Source organism: Azospirillum sp. B506 (assembly GCF_000333595.1).
Taxonomy (GTDB): Bacteria; Pseudomonadota; Alphaproteobacteria; order Azospirillales; family Azospirillaceae; genus Azospirillum.
This window is the reverse complement of sequence record NZ_BADK01000008.1, coordinates 1-1332: the sequence shown is the minus strand read 5'-3', so window position 1 is coordinate 1332 and position 1332 is coordinate 1. Positions and strand designations below refer to the sequence as shown.

At 78.2% G+C, this 1332-nt stretch carries 2 protein-coding genes; both read left to right on the top strand.

Features of this window, described 5'->3' with window-relative positions; translation table 11 throughout:
- Positions 1–671, top strand: a 671-nt coding sequence (locus I71_RS00245) for an ABC transporter permease subunit (RefSeq protein ID WP_042688589.1), incomplete at its 5' end; no start/stop codon positions are given.
- Between the two features lie 29 nt (positions 672–700).
- On the top strand, positions 701–1332 hold a 632-nt coding region (locus I71_RS00240; protein ID WP_244433525.1), incomplete at its 3' end, for a peptide ABC transporter permease.

The following is a 1332-nucleotide window of genomic DNA, read 5'->3' as shown; positions in this document are numbered from 1 at the left end:
CGCAGCCGGATGCCGCCATGGCGCTGCTGCGCGGGCTGGCGGTGACGCTGCTGCTGACCCTGCCGTCGCTGGCGGTCGGCACCGCGCTGGGCACGCTGGCCGGGGCCTGGGCCGCGATGGCGCCGCGCTCGGCCGGCGGGCTGGTCGGCCGGCTGCTGGCCGGGGCCGGGCCGCTGCTGCCCGGATTCCTGCTGGCCGCCGCCACCGCGCTCGCGGTGCGGGCCGGGGCATCGGCGGCACCGCTGGGTTGGACCGCGCTGTCGATTCCCGCCGCCAGCCAGGCGGCCCGGCTGGCACGCCCGGCGATGGACCGGGCGCTGGGCGCCGGACCGGAGGGTGGCGCGGTGCGGATGGCCCGCGGTCTGGGTCTGGACGAGCGCGCCGTGCTGCGCCACCACGCCCTGCCGCAGGCGGTCGCCCCGGTGATGGGGGGCCTGCGCGCCGCGGTGCTGGCGGCGATGGTCGGGGCGGTGGCGCTGGAAAGCCTGCTGGACCTGCCGGGAGCGGGGGCGCTGATGGTCGATGCCGCCCGTGCCGGCTCGGCCGCCGGGGCGGTGCCGGTCCTGCTGGCGCTGGGCGGGCTGACCGCCTTGCTGAACGCGCTGGGCCTCGGGGTGCGCGACTGGATCGACCCGGCCAACCACAGCTCCACGCCCTATGAGGGGGCGTGACAGCCGCCAACCCCCCGCAAAGGACTCTGATGGCCGAGTACGACCAACCGCCGCTTTCCCATCCGGTGCAGCCGGGGCCGCCGCGCACCGGCTTCGCCCGCGGCCTGTCGGGCGCCGCCGTGCTCGCCGGGCTGGCGCTCGCCTGCGCGGCGGCGCCGCTGATGGTCGATGGCGGCGTGGTGCATCGGCTGGACGCCGATCCGGTCGCCGCCGCACTGCTCGACGGGCGGGGCAGCCTGTCCTTCGCGCTGCTGGCCGCAGTGCTGGGCGGGGCGTTGGGAATCGGCTGGGCGTTGCTGGCCGGGCTGGTCGGCTCGCTGGTCGGCAACCGGGCGGAGCGGCGGACCGTCGCCGCCGCCCGCCGGATGGCCGGATGGCCGCTCGCCCTGCTGGTGCCTCTGGCCGGCGGGCTGCTCGGCCCGATCTGGCTGCTGGCTCTGGTCACCGCGCTGACCGCGGCTCCCGCGGTCGCCGCCCTCGCCCATGCCGAGCTGTCGGCGCTGATGCGGGCGGAGTTCCTGACCGCCGCCCGCGGCGCCGGCCTGCCGGAGGGCGAATTGATCCGCCGCCACCTGATCCCCAACCTGACGCGCCCGCTGCTGGGCGCCGGGGGTGCTGGCCCTGCCGCGCGTGCTGGCCGCGGAAATTTTCGCCAGCCTGC